Raw genomic sequence first — 16,132 nt, forward strand, 5'->3', positions numbered from 1 at the left:
TAAGAGAATTGAGGAATAACTGGTTCTAATCTTATGTCAAATTTGAATATTGAAAAGGTGCTGGATGTCCATCACTGGAACGACACCCTGTTCAGCTTCAAGACCAGTCGCGACCCGTCATTCCGCTTCGAGAACGGCCACTTTACCATGATCGGCCTGCAGCAGGAGAACGGCCGCCCGCTGCTGCGCGCCTATTCCATCGCCAGTGCCAACTATGAGGATGAGCTGGAGTTCTTCAGCATCAAGGTGCCGGACGGCCCCCTGACCTCCAAGCTGCAGAAGATCCAGCCGGGTGACGAGATCTATGTCAGCCGCAAGCCCACCGGCACCCTGGTGGCGGATCACCTGCTGCCGGGCAAGCGCCTGTGGCTGCTGTCCACCGGCACCGGCCTGGCGCCGTTCCTCAGCATCATCAAGGACCCGGATGTCTACGAGCGCTTCGACCAGGTGATCCTGACCCACGGTGTGCGCTACAAGTCGGAACTCGCCTACCAGGACTTTATCCAGCGGGAACTGCCGGAGCACGAGTACTTCGGTGAGATGATCCGCGAGCAGCTGCTCTACTACCCCACAGTGACCCGCGAGCCCTACGAGAACAATGGCCGCCTGACTGACCTGATGCTGTCCGGCAAGCTGTTCGACGACCTGGGCACGCCGAAACCCAACGTGGAAGAGGACCGCTTTATGCTCTGCGGCAGCCCGGGGATGCTCAAGGACCTGACCAGCATCCTGGATGACTGGGGTTTCCGCGAGACCCGCGCCGGTGTCCCGCACGAATACGTCATTGAACGCGCCTTTGTGGAAAAGTAATTACCACCCGCTTCGACTGTCTGGCCACCCTCGGGTGGCTTTTTTATTTCCGGAACCGGCATTAATGTAATCCCGGCGGCTGCGTCAGGCGTATTGGGCAGTGACATCAGGCTACCCTATAAATAGCCGGTGATGGATTTCCGCTAATGGCTGGCTGAGAGGCGCTACCTTGCGAAAACTTTTGCTGCTGTGTTTTGCATTCCTCTGGGGTTGTACCGGGGTGCCGGAGAATGTGCAGCCGGTTACCGGCTTCGATCTCGACCGCTACCTGGGCCGCTGGTACGAGGTGGCCCGCCTGGACCACTCCTTCGAGCGCGGGCTGAGCCATGTCACCGCCGAGTACAGCCTCAACGACGACGGTACCGTGAAAGTGGTGAATCGCGGTTATTCCCGTGAGAAAGGTGAGTGGCAGGAAGCCGTGGGCCGCGCCCGGTTTGCCGGTGACCCGGATACCGGCCACCTGGAGGTTTCTTTTTTCGGGCCCTTCTACGCCTCCTACGTGGTGGTGGCACTGGACGCGGACTACCGCCACGCGATGGTGACCGGCTACAACCGGGAATACCTGTGGCTGCTGTCCCGTGAACCGGAAATTCCCAAAGCCGAACTGGAGCAGCTGCTGCAGCAGGCGCGGGACCTGGGCTACAACACCGACAACCTGATCTTCGTCGACCACAGCGGTGAGCCCCCCGGCCAGTAGGCCCTGGCGCAGCTCCGGCTGGTTTGCGCCAGGGCTGGAAGTGCCTTCAGCGTTTCAGTTTCCGCTCTCCCCACCAGCTGATTGCCAGCAGGCCCAGTAGCAGCAACGCCAACCAGTGTCGCGGTAGGGGCCGGTGCGGCGCCGGGGCTTCCCTACCGGGGCCCAGCCTGGCGGTGGCCATCTGCCCGGTGGACTGTGCTTTTAACGTGCGTTGCCAGGCGGGCCAGGCATCGGCGGCGAACACATACAGGCTGAACGGAGCCACCGCCGCTTCCGCCGTGGCTTCCAGTTCATACCAGCCGTGCTCGCGGGGCCAGAAGGCATAACAGCCGTCAGTGGACTGCGTTCCCGCCAGGCGCTGCTCGCCGGCAACGGCCGACAGTAGCGGTGCCGCACCGGTGAAGCCGCGACTGCACAGGGTTACCCGGTGGCCCGCCCGCGGCAATGCCTGGCGCACCGTCACCGGTGCGCCACTGCCCCGGTAGGCCAGTTGCGGTTCCAGCACCGCCTGCCACAGGCGGGCGAAAGCCTGGCCATAGCCGGCGGTGATCCAGCGGTAGCTGTTGCGAAAAAACACAAACCCCAGTGCCCCGTCCGCATCCCCACGACCCCAGTAGAGCGCGGTATCCCTGCCATCGACTGGACCCGCGGGAGCCCCCCGCAGCACCCGGTCGGTGGCCTGCACGGCAACGGGCCGGAAACTGGTCGTGCCCAGGGCCGGAGTTTCGCGGTCGCCGAAGGGCGCCCGCAGTTCAGCGGACCTGTCGCGCTCCAGCGTCATGCCGTTGGCGCGGGCATAGTCGATAAAGCCCTCCGGCGCCTCGTCGCCCACCAGCCACAGCACCGATGCCTGTTGCCGCAGCTGCTGTCGCTGGCGCCGGTCCAGCTGCGGCCACAGCTGGCTGTCGAGGATCAGCAGGTCGAAGCCATTGGCGGGGTCCAGTGGTGCGCGATTGCCGCCGTCAAAACCGTTCAGGTTGCGGCTGCGCTCGATACCCGGTGCCAGCCGGGTAACGACCCTGGTCGGTACGCGGGACTCCTGCAGCCAGCGGGACAGCGCGGCGGACTCGAAGCCCGGCTGCGCCAGCCACAGCAATACCTGTGGCCGTTCGCCCCGGTTTACCTGTACCGGCACGGCTTCGCGCCTCGCCGATGGTCCCTCGCCAATCTGCAACTGGTATTCCCAGCGCCCGGCCAGCCGCGGTGTATCCGCCAGGGTCACCTTGCCGGGGGGGGGGGAGGCGGGGATGGTGGTTTCCGCAACCGCCGTACCGAAGGGATCCAGCAGTTTCACCGGCGTTTCTGCGGGCAGTGTCGCGGGCAACTGCAACTGCAGCTGCAGGGCAAGCTCCTGCCCCAGGCCCAGCTGGCGCGGCCAGCGCGGCTGCCAGCCATCCGCTGCTGCCGTAGCGGGGGCAGCGTGTTCGTGGCTGGCGCCTGTCACCCGCAGCCGTACCGGCGGCAGGGCGAGCAGGTCCTCCCGGTACAGGCCGGGGCCGCTGACCGCGAGAGCCGGCAGCGCGTCCAGTTCACGGCTTGTAAGCGCCGGTGTTATTGCCTGGCGCGGCCCCGTCGCTGTATGGGCCAGGCCATCGCCGTCTTGCAGGCGTTCGCTATCCAGCAGCGCAGCATCGGGGGCGGGCAGCAGTTGCGGCGGCTGGGACAGGAGCCACGCGGCCAGCCAGATTGCCAGCTGCAGCACTCCGGCAGTGACGCGCCGCTGCGCCGGGGCATGGCGCCGGGCCACCAGTAACAGTGACACCAGCGCACCGGCGATACAGGTCGCCGTTATCCACAGGCTCATGGCATTCCCCCGCTCGGCACCGTCTGTTTACCGTGGGGATTGGCGGCGCGGATCCAGTCGGCGTAGCTGCCCTGGTTAGCGCCACTGGCCGGCAGTGCGGGTGCCGCCTGCAGCGGCGCCAGCAGCTGATACAGCTGTGCCTGCAGTTCCCGCCGACACTGGCTGCACGCCGTGTCCTGGCGGAAACGGCGCAGGGCCTTGCTGACTTCCAGTCGTTTCCCCTGTTGAAGCCCGGATTGCCCGCTGGCAGACATAAGCCCCGGCAGCGCGGCGAGCTCGTCTTCCGTTGGTGTTTCCCCGCTGAGCAGGCTGCGCAGGATGGACTCCAGCCTGGCGCGATCGGGGTCATCGAAGGCGGTGGTAACTTCCGGTGGCGCCACTTCGTCGCGCTCGCCGGTCAGGCGGCGCTCCTCGTCGATGGGCGGGGGCTCGAAGCCCACCCGCTGCAGGTAAATGCGCGAGGCCTGTTGTACCTCCTTGATATAACGCAGTGCGCGATGCTGGTGTGGGAGCGACGCCTGCGGTTCCACGATCGACAGCTCGCGCCAGGAGCTCCACATGGCATTGAGGGCGCTGCGCAGTAGTTCTTTCGTCTGCGGGTCGAACAGGGTCGCGTGCTCGGAGTTGTCGTGCTGGTGGCCCACTGCGGCGACGATGCCGGCGGCGTTGCCAAATTGCGTGGTTTCCCGCTGAACCTCGCCGGCACTTCCGGCCTGTTCCCCCGCGCTTTCCCCGCCATGTTCGTCCCGGTGCTGGCCGCCATCGCCATGTTCCCCGCTGTGTCCGGGTCCATCATCGTGCTGTTCCATGGCCGAGTCCTCCTCGCCCAGGAATTTGCCGTAGCGCATGCGCAGCAGGTTCTGTTCGTAGGCCAGGGATTCGGCGCGGCGGCGGAATTCGCCGGGGGGAATTTCCGGTTGGTCCGCCAGTAACGCCTCGGTATCGATAATCAGCTGCCGCTGGCTGCGGAAATATTCCGGCATCACCTTGATCGCCATGCCCTCGGCATCGCTCAGGCCAAAGATCTCCTCCTGCTGCCAGCGCAGGATAAAGTGCTGGCTGCTGGCCACATTGGGCGCGGGCGCACGGTTGTCGCGGGCCTCCAGGAACCAGTAGAGCTCGTCGCCGGGTTCGATGGTGAACCGGTCCACCGGCACCTGGAACTCAAAGCGCTGGCGCTGCCCGTCGGCGGCAGCCGGTTGCAGGGGAATGCGCTCGTTGCGAAAGCGCACATTCTCACCATTGCCGCTGGCCAGGGTCACCACCAGGGCGGTGTCCTCGATACGGAAGTCGTCTTCCACCGTCACCAGTACCCGCAGTGCCGCGTCGCCGGAGGCCAGCGCGGCACCGACCACCGCAAGGCTGTCGCGGGGCAGGCTGAACTGGAATTGCGGTGCCCGGTCCGGGATCACCTCAATATTGTGGATTTCCGGCAACAGGGTCTCACGGCCGTCGCGGGTCAGTGCCAGCTGGTAGAAGTCACTCTCCGCCAGCCGGCGCTGCAGGGTCCAGCGGCTGGCCGGCAATTCCCCCCGGGGCTGGAATTGGAAATCGGCCTCCGCCGCTTGCATCCGCAGCCTCTCCACCGGGGCAGACAAGCTCACAGACCACTCGGCGCGGGCATTTTCCGGCGCGCGGACCTGCAGCGCCTGTTGTTGCTCCGGGAGTCCGGTATAGGCCGGCGGCATGACCCGGACCTGTGCGCTGTCGACCTGGATCATTCCCGGCCCGTCAGCTTCCGCCGACCCGGAAGAATTGGCCGCGATGCCGTGTGCAGGCTCCGGGCTGCCGGGCCACAGGGTGGTCACCGGGGCCAGCAGTGCTGCCAGGCATAACACCAGGGTAACGCCAATGGCGGGCCGCCAGCGGCGTGGCCTGAAGTGCAGCAGTGCCCCGCCGGCTACCAGTTGCTCCAGCGCGCTGCGCGTGCGCTGTTGCTGGAGGCGCACCAGCGGCGGCAGGGTTTCCGGCGCCTCCAGCAGCAGGGCACTGCTGTCCTGCAGTGCCGGGAAGCGGTGGTCCAGCAATTGGCACAGGTCCCGGTGGCCGGGGCGCCAGCGCTTATCCAGTAATGCGCCCAGCCCGGCGACTAACGTGGCGGCGATGCCGCTCCACAGCGGCCAGCCCAGCAGGCCGTGGCTCACCTGGCCCAGCAACAGTGAAAGCAGTGCCAGCGCGATATACGGCGCGAGGCCCCATGCGCGCCAGTGGCGCCGGGCGATCCGCAGCGGAGAAGAGAGGCGGTGAGGCCGGTGCTTATCCATGGACCTGCCTCCGTGACAGAGTGAGTGCCCGCTCCGCCAGCAACACCAGTAACAATGCCAGCAGCAGCGGCTGCTGCAACGGTTCCCGGGCCGCGGCTGCCACCTCGCTGTCCGCTACCGGGATGCCCGGTGGCTTGCCCGCCGGCCAGTGTGGCTGCAATTGTGCCTGCAGCGGCCAGTCCTGTTGTGACCACTGCTGCCACAGCAGCGCCGGCAGGTCGGTACGGCGGTAGAAAGCCTCGTCCTGCCAGTTGCCCCGGTAGCGCAGCCAGCTGCCGCGTCCCAGCGCGGCCGCTTCGCGAGCGGGCCCGCCGTCACCCCCCAGCGGCACAAAATCCAGTGTCCCGGCAGGGGTGACTGAACTGTCGCTGACCAGCAGCCCGCCGGCGCGCACGAATGCCTGCACCGCTTCCGGCAGGGGGCCGGGACGGTTATAGAGCAGCCACTGGAATTGCTGCGGGTCCAGTTGGCCCGGATCCGCCAGTGCCTGTGGCTCCAGCTGTGCGGTACCGGTTTCCGCCAGCTCCTGCAGGGCAGGGCCCAGCCAGGGTGGGGCTTCGCCCATGATGGCCATGGGTGGCGCCGGCGGGGCCGCTGGTGTGTTCTCGCCGGTGCGGTGCCACTGCCAGTGTGGGCTGTAGCGCAGCGCCCGGTAACCGGCAGCGCTGGCACCGGTGTCGAGCAGGATATGGGCATGGCGGTAGCGGGGCTCTGCCGCCAGTGCTGACAGGCTGTTCCAGCTGTCGCGACTCTCGGGGGAGCTGCTGGCCACCGGCTGTGGTCGCGGCTGCAGCCACAGGACCCGGGCGAATGGTCCCTGTGCCTCGCTAAAAGCGGCAAGCTCAGCGGGTTCCACCGCCGGGTCCACCAGCAGCAGCGCACCCGTGTTTTCCCGTTGCTGCAGCAAAGGTATCGCCAGCAGGGCCGCCAGCAGGGCCAGCAGCAGGAGCCGCAGGCACAGCAACCCGGTGTCGCGCAGCTGCAGGCGTTTCCAGCTCTGTGGCTGGCGCTGTTGCAGCCAGTGGGCCGCGGCGAAGGTAATTTCCCGCGGCGCGCTGCGCTGCAACAGGTGGATCAGCAGCGGGATCAGTAAAGCCAGCAGCAGCCACAGCCACTGCGGGGATTGCCAGCTCCAGGGTAACCACGACATCTCAGCTGTCCCCCCGCATCAGGCAATCCGCGAATGCAGTTGGACGAAACGCTGTACCGCATCCGCCAGCGGCCGCTCGATCTTGACGCTGGTCAGCGGGCTCTCGCGGCCGGCGAAGCCTGCGGCCAGGGACTGCTGTGCGCGGGCAAACGCCTCCAGGTACTGCGCCCGCTGGCTGCGTGCGTCCATTTCCCGCACGGGTGAGCTGCCGAAACCGGCCTCCGGGTCGCGCACGCGCAGTTCGCCCTTGAACGGGAAAGTCTCTTCCGCCTCCACCAGCAGTTGCAGGGGCAGGCAGGGACGGCCGGCGGCATGCAGCCGCGCGGCAAAATCACTGATTTCCTGCCCACGCTCGAAAAAGTCGCTGACCAGCACTACCTGGCAGTTGCTGTCGAACTGCGACCAGAGCGGCTGCAGCTGGGTGCCATCCGGCCAGTGACCGGTGGCACGGCTGCGCTGCAGTTCCAGTGCAATGCGGTGGTGGTGGGCTTCGCCCTGGCCGGCGGGGACGCGGCGCAGGTCCGCGTCGTTCAGCACCAGTAGGGAGCAGCGGTCGCCCTGCGCCTGCAGCAGCCAGCACAGGGCGGCGATCCAGCATTTGCCGAACTGCAGCTTGGTGAGTTCCGGCACGGCAAAGCTGGGCTGGGCCATGGAGGCGCTGGCGTCGAGCACAAAGCAGACGTGCATCTGGCTCTCCTGTTCCGCCTCGCGCACGTAGTAGCGGTCGGAGCGGGCGAAGAGTTTCCAGTCGATATGGTTGATGGCGTCGCCCGGCTGGTAGCTGCGGTACTGCTGGAATTCCAGCCCGGCACCGCGGCGCCGGCTGTGTTGCGCGCCCAGCATTACGCCCGCGGCAATATGCCGCGACAACCATGCCAGGTCGCGGGTGCGGGCCAGTGTCAGCGGGTCCAGCAAGTCCACCGGGTCAGTCCTGCCCCGGCTCCGGGCAGGCCCGCAGCAGTTCATCGATCACGCGCGCGATACCGACCCCGTCGGCCTGGGCGTGGAAGCTCAGCAGGATGCGGTGACGGAGTACCGGCAGCAGCAGGGCATGGATGTCCGCGCGGGTGACCGCCAGTCGCCGGTTCAGCAGCGCGCGGGCCTTGGCCGCCAGTACCAGTGCCTGGCCGGCGCGGGGCCCGGCGCCCCACTGGATCCACTGGGCCAGGGGTGAGTCCTCACTCCCGTTCGCTTCCCCGGTGGGGCGGGTGGCGCGCACCAGCCGGGCGATATAACCGTACAGGTCATCGCTGATATGAACCTCGCGCACCAGCCGCTGCATCTCGATGATGGTGTCACCGTCGAGGCAGGGTGAGGGCGGCGCGGTATCGCCGCCGGTGGTGCCGCGCAGGATGGCGATTTCGTCTTCCTCGCCCGGGTAGTCGATATGGATATTGAGCAGGAAGCGGTCCAGCTGTGCTTCCGGCAGCGGGTAGGTGCCGGCCTGCTCAATCGGGTTCTGGGTGGCCAGCACGAAATAGGGCCGCGGCAGGGCCATGGTCTCGCCGGCCATGGTGACGGCGTATTCCTGCATCGACTCCAGCAGCGCTGCCTGGGTCTTGGGCGGGGTGCGGTTGATCTCGTCCGCCAGCAGGATATTGGTAAAGATCGGGCCGCGCTGGAACTTGAAGAAACGCTTGCCGGTGCTGTGGTCCTCCTCCAGGATCTCGGTGCCGAGGATATCCCCCGGCATCAGGTCCGGGGTGAATTGCACCCGCTTGAAATCCAGCTCGGTGGCCTCCGCCAGGGTTTTTACCAGCAGCGTCTTGCCCAGGCCGGGCACCCCCTCCAGTAGGGCGTGGCCGCGGGCCAGCAGGCAGATCAGCAGCTGGTCCACCACCTCGCGCTGGCCGACAATCACGCGGCCGATCTCAGCGCGCAGTTGTTCCAGCGCCGACAGGGTTTGCTCGATGCCGCTCTCGGTGGCGGTGCGGGTTTCAGTTTCCATGTTGTTTCACGTGGTTAATGCGTAGATAACGATATTGACGGCGAACTTTGTATTGTCGATCGCCAGCCAGCGTTTGTTGCGGTAGTCGTAATCCCACTCGCAACCGAAATCCTTGTTGCTGTAGAGCACCGCGATACGGCCGTCCACGACGATGGCCTTGAGGTAATCGTGTACCAGGTCATCGCCCCAGCCATTCAGCTCAAAGCTGGTCACCGGGAGCTCGTCGAACTGGAAGAAGCACCGGTAGATTTCGTGATCGGCTGGCAGCTTCTGCAGGCAGTCCTCGCCGAAGAGCTCCACCATCTGCGCCTCGAAGGATTTGGCGAACAGGCCGTCGATATCGTGGTTGCAGTCATCCACGAATACGAAGCCGCCGCGATTGACATAGTCGCGGAAATTGCGCTTCTCGGCCGGGGTAAACTCCACCAGCTTGTGCCCGGCCAGGTAGCAGAAGGGCGCCAGCAGCATGGCCGGGTCCGCCAGCGGCACAATGCGTTCCTTCGGGTCGACCTTGAGATTCGTATATTCGACCAGGGAATTCAGCACATTCGATGGCATGCGCTGGTCCACGTCCCAGTCGCCGGATTCGTACATCAGGCGGGTAAAATAGAAATCGTAATACTCCCCGGGTTGCGCACGCAGGCCTGCCGGCAGCGCGAGAGCGCCGCTGGTGAGCAACAGGTGGCTTAGGAAATGCCTGCGGGAGAGGGACACGGTTACTGCTCTGTGATCGACTGAAAATCGTGCTTGTAGTTACGCAGTGCCGGTAATGCACTACTGCCCTGCCATCCATGGCGCAACCAAAGGCGTTTATCCAAGCTTCAGCCCCGCCATCCATGGCGCAACCAAAGGCGTTTATCCAAGCTTCAGCCCCGCCATCCATGGCGGGGCTGAAGCCGGGCGCAAAGCATCGCCCGGCTTAGCCCAACTTGCGCTTGGTGTTGATCACATTGACCCCGTCGAAGCGCGCCGTGGAGCTGCCGTGGGACACGGTGCTGATCTGGCTCGGTTGGCCCTTGCCGTCGAAGAAGGAGCCGCCCAGGCGGTAGTCGCGCTTGTCGCAGATCTGCGAGCAGGAATTCCAGAATTCCTGGGTGTTGGACTGGTAGGCCACATCCTCCACCATGCCGGTGATCTTGCCGTCCTCGATCTCGTAAAACAGCTGGCCACCGAACTGGAAGTTATAGCGCTGCTGGTCGATGGAGAAAGAGCCGGCACCGACGATGTAGATGCCCTTTTCCACGTCCTTGATCATGTCGTCCAGGCCCAGTTCATCCTGGCCTGGCAGCAGTGACACGTTCGGCATGCGCTGGAACTGCACGCTGGACCAGTCGTCGGCGTAGGAACAGCCGTGGGACTTCTCCTGGCCGAGCATGTGCACCTGGTCGCGGGTGGCCTGGTAGTTCACCAGGATGCCATCCTTCACCAGGTCCCACTTGCCGGTCTCCACGCCCTCATCGTCATAGCCCACCGCGCCCAGCGAGCCGGGCTGTACCTTGTCGGCGAACAGGTTCACCTTGTCACTGCCGTACTGGAATTTGCCGCTGCGCCACTTGTCGAGGGTGGCAAAGGAAGTACCGGCGTAGTTGGCCTCGTAACCCAGTACGCGGTCCAGTTCCAGCGGGTGGCCGACCGACTCGTGGATGGTGAGCCACAGGTGGCTGGGGTCGAGCACCAGGTCGTACTTGCCGGGCTTGACGGACTTCGCCGTGAGTTTCTCTTTTGCCTGCTGCGCCGCCAGCCGGGCGTCCTCGACCATGTCGTAGGAATCGCGATACAGAACGGTCTGCGACTGCACCTTGTCCTCGGCGCGGCCATCCAGGTACTCGAAGCCGCGCCCTACCGGCTGGCTCAGGCCGTTGCGGGTGCGAAAGCCGCCGGTCTTCTTGTCTACGGCGGTCACCTGCATCGGCGCCCACAGGCGATGTACGTCCTGGTCGATATAGGAGCCATCGGTAGAGGCAAAGTACTTCTGCTCGTTCACCACGTAGAGGCTGGAGTTGATAAAGCTGGCCCCGGCGCCGAGGGCGGCCTCGTTGACTGCCATCAACAGGTCGACTTTTTCCGCCAGCGGGATCTGCATGGCGTTTTTCTGGATCGGTGTCTTCCAGCTTACCTCGCCGTAGCCTTTCTGCTCGGCCAGCTGCACCGGCTCGCTCTGGTACCTGGAGTTGGCCTTGGCGGTGGCCACGGCCTTGCGGGTAGCCCTGGCGATCCCGTCGCTGGTCATATCGTTGGTGGCGGCGAAGCCCCAGGTGCCGTTGGCGATCACGCGCACGCCCATACCGATGGACTCGGTATTGACTACGTTCTGCAGCTGCATTTCACGGGTGATCACATACTGGTTCAGGTAGCGGCCGATGCGCACGTCGGCATAGGTGGCCCCCAGCTTGGTGGCGGTATTCAGGGCGGCGTCGGCCAGCTCCTTCTTGACGGAGAGGTCGATACCGCTGGTGGTCAGCTTGCTCTCGGCCACCAGGTTGCCGGACAGCGGCAACATGGAAACGCCCATGCCGGCGCCGGTCAGCTGTAAAAATTTTCTTCTGTCCATGTCAGGTCCTCGTTTTGGCTGCCGGGCTTAAACCGCGTCGGAAAGGCTGCTGAAGGTGAAGTCGCGCACTTTCAGTGCGGGGACCATAGCGGGGAAGCCCATCATGTTGACGCGCTTGGCCTGTCCCATTTCCTCGATGTTGTTCAGCATGATCACCGGGCTCTCGTTGAAGCGGAAGTTCTTTACCGGGTACTTGATCTTGCCGTTCTCGATATAGAAAGTGCCGTCGCGGGTCAGGCCGGTCAGCAGCAGTGACTGCGGGTCCACCATGCGGATGTACCAGGTGCGGGTCACCAGAATGCCGCGGCGGGTGTTCTTGATCAGTTCCTCGGTGGACTTGTCGCCGCCGATCATGATCAGGTTGCCCGGTGTCGGTACCGCTTCCTCTTCAGTCTTTTCGGCCCAGTAGCGGCTGCGGAACATATTCTGTGCGACACCGCCCTTGACCCAGTCGATGCGCTGCAGGGGCATGTGGTCGTCCTCGGCCCAGGGAGTCGCAGGTACCTGCGGGTCGGTGGGGTCGGAGTAGATGTGCACGCGCTTGTCGAACATCTTCTCGCCCAGGCGGTTGCCGCCGCCCTTCTTGCTCATGAAGCTGCGGCCTTCGTCGGCGTTGCGCGCATCGTAGCTGTACATCATGTAGCCCAGCAGGCCGGAGACGGCGTTGGGCTCGAGGATCACGGTGTACTTGCCCGGCTCCAGCGCGCGGGCCTCCTGGGACTGTACCGCCTTGTCGATGGCAATGCCCGAGGTGGCGGCTGTGCTCATGTTGTCAAAGTCGGTCACGTCGCTCTCGGCCCAGCCCGAGCCCAGGCCATTTTCGGTGCGCATGGTCACGGTGAAATTGGCTGAGGTGGAGACGTGGTAGCCGAACAGTCCCCTGGTGTTGGCCACGGCGGCGAAGGAGCGCGCGTCCTCCAGGTAGCCGGCAGCCACGACCTTGTTTTTCTTGGCTGCCATGATGGAGTCGGCGGCGGCCTTGGCGCGCTGCTCCGGGGTGATGTTGGCGGTGGCCTTGGCGAAACCGTTTACGTCCAGGTATTTCTGCGGGCCCAGCAGCGGCATGGCCTCGGGATTGTCCGGGGAGAGTTTTGCCAGCTCCTCGGCGCGGCGCATGACTTTCTCCAGGGCCGCGTCGCTGAACTCATTGATGGTGGCCACGCCGGACTTCTTGCCGAAACGTGCCTCGACCGCCAGCGAGATATCGTCGACGATACCGCTGGTGGAAACACTGTTGCGCGCGTAGCGGATGTTGCCGGTCTCGGCACCGGTCAGCTGTGCGCTGGCTCCATCGGCACGGCTGTATTCCAGCACCTTGTCGAGAATGCGCTTTGCTTCACTTCTGGTCAGGATTGCCATTATTTTTTCTCCGGTTACTTATTCTTGTGTCGGCACCGCCCTGGGGGCGGTGCCGCGCTGTCAGTACGGGGCAGTTGCCCCAGCAGTGTCTTACGAAATCTTGCGCTTGGTATTGATTACATTGATCTTGTCGAAGCGGGTGGTGGAACAACCGTGGGACACCGCGCTCACCTGGCTGGGCTGGCCCTTGCCATCGAAGAAGGTGCCGCCCAGGCGGTAATCGCTCTCGTCGCAGATGGCCGAGCAGGAATTCCAGAACTCCTGGGTGTTCGACTGGTAGGCGACATCTTCGACCTGGCCGACAATCTCGCCGTCCCTGATTTCGTAGAACAGCTGGCCGCCAAACTGGAAGTTGTAGCGCTGCTGGTCGATGGAATAGGAGCCGCGGCCGAGGATATAGATACCCTTCTCCACGTCCCGGATCATGTCCTTCACGGAGTACTTTTCCTTGCCCGGCGCCAGTGACACGTTCGGCATGCGCTGGAATTGCACACTGTCCCAGCTGTCGGCATAGGAGCAGCCGTGCGATTCGTCCTGGTCGATCATGTGCACCTGGTCGCGGGTGGCCTGGTAGTTCACCAGGATGCCGTCCTTTACCAGGTCCCAGCGCCTGGCCTTCACGCCTTCGTCGTCATAGCCGACGGCGCCGAGGGACCCGGGCTGGGTGCGGTCGGCAAAGAAGTTGACCTTGTCGCTGCCGTACTGGAATTTGCCGCTGCGCCACTTGTCCAGGGTGGCAAAGGAGGTGCCGGCGTAGTTGGCCTCGTAGCCCAGCACGCGGTCCAGTTCCAGCGGGTGGCCGACGGACTCGTGGATGGTCAGGCGCAGGTGCAGGGGCTCCAGCACCAGGTCGTACTTGCCCGGGTCGATGGACTTGGCCGACAGCTTGGCCTTCGCCTGCTCGGTAGCGAGGATCGCGTCCTCGGCCATATCGTAGGAATCCCCGTAGAGGGTGGTGTGGCCGTGGATCTTGTCCTCCTCGCGGCCGTCCAGGTACTCGTAGCCGAGCCCCACCGGGGTGCTGAGGCCGTCGCGGGTCTTGAACACACCGGTGTCCTTGTCCACGGCGGTCACCTGCATGGGCGCCCACAGGCGGTGGATGTCCTGGTCGATATAGGAGCCGTCGCTGGAGGCGAAGTACTTCTGCTCGTTGACCAGGTAGAGGGAGGAGTTGATGAAGCTGGCCCCGGCCTTCAGTGCGCTGTTATTGACCTCCATCAGGTAGTCCACCTTCTCGCTGATGGGCACCTCGAAGGCATTCTTCTGGATGGGGGTCTGCCAGGACACCTCGCCCACGCCCTTGACTGGCGCCAGCTGTACCGGCTCGACCTGGTACCTGGAATTCGCCCTGGCGATGGCCACCGCACGGCGCGCGGCATTCGCGATGCCGTCGTCGGTCAGGTCATTGGTGGCGGCGAAGCCCCAGGTGCCGTTGGCGATCACGCGGATGCCGGCTCCGAAGGACTCGGTGTTGATGATGTTCTCGACGCGGGTCTCGCGGGTGACCAGGAACTGGTTCAGGTAGCGGCCGATGCGCACATCGGTATAGCTGGCGCCGGCCTTGCGGGTGGTGTTCAGCACTATGTCCGCCAGCGCTTTCTTGCGCCGCACGTCCATACCATTTTGGGTCAGTTCCGCGGCGCTGACGCGGGTGCCGTAGACCGGCAGCAGGATACCGCCAGCCCCGACACCGGCCATCTTCAGGAATTCTCGTCTCTGCATGGTCCTCCCCAGCCCGGTACACCGCAGGGCGGTAGCGCCGGGAGTATTGGTTATTGTTCTCTGGTCGCAGGGCCCGGTGTCCCGGCTGACCGGTGTATCCAACCTATCACAATGGTGATGGCCGGTCAGGACATCCCGCGGCAGGTGCCCGGAATGCAAAAAAATTGACCAATGATCAGGATCTTCCGGTCGCGGGGGGCTTGTAAAGCGGCGGTCGTTAAACGGAGGGCAGGGGCGGATGAATTGAAGCGGGCTCGGGGAGGTGGTGCGCCCCGGGGCGCCCAGCGGATCGACAGTGAACCGTTCGCCGGTTGTGGGCGATAGTCAGATCTCGGCCCGGCGGCGCACCTCCGCGAAGGTAGTCTCGCGCAGCAGCCGGCCATCCCGGAACACCGGTCGCAGCAGGTTGGTGCGCTCGCCCAGTTCCTCCAGGCGCACTGTCTGCATTTCCCCGGCATCGTCCCGCACCAGCGCCAGCCGGCCGCGCATGGACTTCTTCTCGGGGCCCGTGACCGGGTCCTTCCAGACATCCTGCCACTCGCCGTCGATACAGATGGCACTGGCCTTCATGGCAAAGCTCATCAGGTCGCGGTCGAGTTTCTGCAGCAGGGCGCCGCCCATGCCGAAGGTCAGGTTATCGGCGGACAGGCCCCGGTCCTGCATCGCCTGCAGTATCTCGGGGATGGAGTGGCGGTCGACGCCATCCCCCTGGATCACGCGGATGAAATCCGGCAGGACCCGGTAGCCCTTGCTGTTGGTGGTGGAACCGAAGATGCGCATCAGGCGCTCCAGGCTCTCGCACACGATCTCCACCGGGTCGCCGGAATCCGGCCGCACAACTAAAGTGCCGCCACTGTTGATTACCCGCTCTTTCAGCTCCCCGCCCCAGATATTCTCGATCGCGTGCCAGAGGTCCCAGCTGTCGCTGACCACGGCCACGATCTTGCCGGGGCCGGCGAACTGGTCGAGCATATTGGCGTAGGCATCCGCCTCGCGCTCACGGCCCCAGGCGGTCATGGTGCTGTGCTCGGCGGCGGGAATGGATACCCCGGCCATGGGCTCGTCATAGTAGCGCCGGGCCCCCACCAGCCCGGACACGGTATCGGTGCCGTGGAAGTTCACCAGGTGCGACATGCCGCCCAGCATGGCGCTCTCCAGGCTGCTGGCGCCGCGGCCGCCGAAGTCGTGCAGCTTGAGCGGCAGCCCGTCCAGGGAATCCGCCGTCTCGCGCAGGTAGCCGGCGATGATTTTCTTGATCAGGCGGCTCTGGGTGGACACGGTCACCGGGTACCAGATGGCGCGCACCAGCCCGGTCTCGATATAGCTGGTGAGCCAGAAACAGGCCGGGCAGGTATTGACCACCTGCAGCATCACATTGTGCAGCGGCACCAGCGTGCCCTCCGGTACCGCCGAGATCTCCAGTGGCAGCAGCCCGCCGTGCTCCTCCAGGATGTGCTCCCAGCCGGCGCGGTGGAACGGCAGGCCATGGCTGTGGAGCATTTCCTCGGCCTCATCGATATCGCCCATATGAATGGGGGTGAGCAGGTACTCGCGGATGTACGCCTGCAGGCCGAAGAACACCGCCTCGGGGAAGTCGCCGCCACGGCACTCGATGTAACTGCTCACATACTCCGCCCCCGGCGGGTACTGCAGGTAGTGGCTGGCCTTGTAGCTGTCGACGTTGAGGATCAGGTTATGTGCAGTCATAGGTGGCTGGGCAGCGCGCAATCAGGGTTTTATTTCAATAACGTGCCATGGAACTTTACCTATCTCCATCGCTGTAAAGCCGATGTATTGATTTGGGGGCAGTGTAATTAAAGCAGGCAG

Annotated in this window: 12 protein-coding genes; 2 read left to right on the plus strand and 10 right to left on the minus strand. The window is 64.7% G+C overall.

Features of this window, described 5'->3' with window-relative positions:
• Window positions 1–33: 33 nt before the first annotated feature.
• Both LVD10_RS06010 and LVD10_RS06015 read left to right on the plus strand, forming a co-directional pair.
• Window positions 34–810, plus strand: a complete 777-nt coding sequence (locus LVD10_RS06010) for a ferredoxin--NADP reductase (protein ID WP_232940447.1) — start codon at window positions 34–36, stop codon at window positions 808–810.
• 169 nt (window positions 811–979) lie between these two features.
• Entirely contained in the window at window positions 980–1,507 is a 528-nt protein-coding gene (locus tag LVD10_RS06015) for a lipocalin family protein (RefSeq protein ID WP_232940448.1), read from the plus strand.
• Window positions 1,508–1,553: 46 nt separating this feature from the next.
• Here LVD10_RS06015 and LVD10_RS06020 read toward each other — a convergent pair whose 3' ends face one another.
• From LVD10_RS06020 to LVD10_RS06065, 10 genes are all read right to left on the minus strand, one after another.
• Window positions 1,554–3,311, minus strand: coding sequence for a hypothetical protein (locus LVD10_RS06020; protein WP_237062408.1), 1,758 nt, complete (start codon window positions 3,309–3,311; stop codon window positions 1,554–1,556).
• Complete coding sequence (locus LVD10_RS06025) at window positions 3,308–5,575, minus strand: DUF4175 domain-containing protein (protein ID WP_237062410.1); 2,268 nt, start codon at window positions 5,573–5,575, stop codon at window positions 3,308–3,310. Before LVD10_RS06025 ends, LVD10_RS06020 begins: the two co-directional genes overlap by 4 nt.
• The gene (locus LVD10_RS06030) at window positions 5,568–6,725 is read right to left on the minus strand and encodes a BatA domain-containing protein (protein WP_237062412.1); all 1,158 of its coding nucleotides are present in this window, start codon (window positions 6,723–6,725) and stop codon (window positions 5,568–5,570) included. The genes LVD10_RS06025 and LVD10_RS06030 overlap by 8 nt, the downstream gene beginning before the upstream one ends.
• 18 nt (window positions 6,726–6,743) lie before the next feature.
• Entirely contained in the window at window positions 6,744–7,646 is a 903-nt protein-coding gene (locus tag LVD10_RS06035) for a DUF58 domain-containing protein (protein ID WP_232940452.1), read from the minus strand.
• Between the two features lie 4 nt (window positions 7,647–7,650).
• Window positions 7,651–8,673 (minus strand): AAA family ATPase, encoded by a 1,023-nt coding sequence (locus LVD10_RS06040; protein ID WP_237062414.1) that lies wholly within the window; start codon window positions 8,671–8,673, stop codon window positions 7,651–7,653.
• 6 nt (window positions 8,674–8,679) lie between these two features.
• On the minus strand, window positions 8,680–9,387 hold the full coding sequence (locus tag LVD10_RS06045) for a DUF4159 domain-containing protein (protein WP_232940455.1): 708 nt from the start codon (window positions 9,385–9,387) through the stop codon (window positions 8,680–8,682).
• A gap of 205 nt (window positions 9,388–9,592) precedes the next feature.
• Complete coding sequence (locus LVD10_RS06050; RefSeq protein ID WP_232940457.1) at window positions 9,593–11,224, minus strand: TldD/PmbA family protein; 1,632 nt, start codon at window positions 11,222–11,224, stop codon at window positions 9,593–9,595.
• Window positions 11,225–11,251: 27 nt separating this feature from the next.
• A complete protein-coding gene (locus LVD10_RS06055) occupies window positions 11,252–12,583 on the minus strand; it encodes a TldD/PmbA family protein (protein ID WP_232940459.1) in 1,332 nt (443 codons plus the stop codon).
• A gap of 90 nt (window positions 12,584–12,673) precedes the next feature.
• Window positions 12,674–14,305, minus strand: a complete 1,632-nt coding sequence (locus tag LVD10_RS06060) for a TldD/PmbA family protein (RefSeq protein ID WP_232940461.1) — start codon at window positions 14,303–14,305, stop codon at window positions 12,674–12,676.
• Between the two features lie 324 nt (window positions 14,306–14,629).
• A complete protein-coding gene (locus tag LVD10_RS06065; protein WP_232940462.1) occupies window positions 14,630–16,012 on the minus strand; it encodes a nicotinate phosphoribosyltransferase in 1,383 nt (460 codons plus the stop codon).
• Window positions 16,013–16,132: the final 120 nt, after the last annotated feature.

Source organism: Microbulbifer zhoushanensis (assembly GCF_021729055.1).
GTDB classification, from domain to species: domain Bacteria; phylum Pseudomonadota; class Gammaproteobacteria; order Pseudomonadales; family Cellvibrionaceae; genus Microbulbifer; species Microbulbifer zhoushanensis.